Raw genomic sequence first — 216 nt, 5'->3', positions numbered from 1 at the left:
TCGTGGGCTCGGTTGGGCTGGCAGTGTCCTACGACTACCGCTGCATCTTTCTAGTGCGGGGTGGTCCGAACTACTTCTCGATTGCTTTGATCGTGATCACGTTCATCGTGGTACCGGCGATGGCTTATCTGCACTACTACCGAATCATTCGCCGGGTTGGCGATCGGCCGAGCACTCGCTAGATTCCGTTGGCGCTGAGCTCGAACGGGAGAACAC

1 pseudogene is annotated in these 216 nt (G+C 57.4%); it reads left to right on the top strand.

From position 1 onward, the window contains the following. Positions 1-182, top strand: a pseudogene (locus tag BST12_RS34535) (APC family permease); the annotation flags it as partial. Positions 183-216 lie beyond the last annotated feature (34 nt).

Origin of the sequence: Mycobacterium angelicum, from assembly GCF_002086155.1 — a bacterium.
Classification (GTDB): Bacteria; Actinomycetota; Actinomycetes; order Mycobacteriales; family Mycobacteriaceae; genus Mycobacterium; species Mycobacterium angelicum.
Note: the sequence above shows the minus strand (reverse complement) of the source record. Positions and strands in the feature narration are given on the sequence as shown.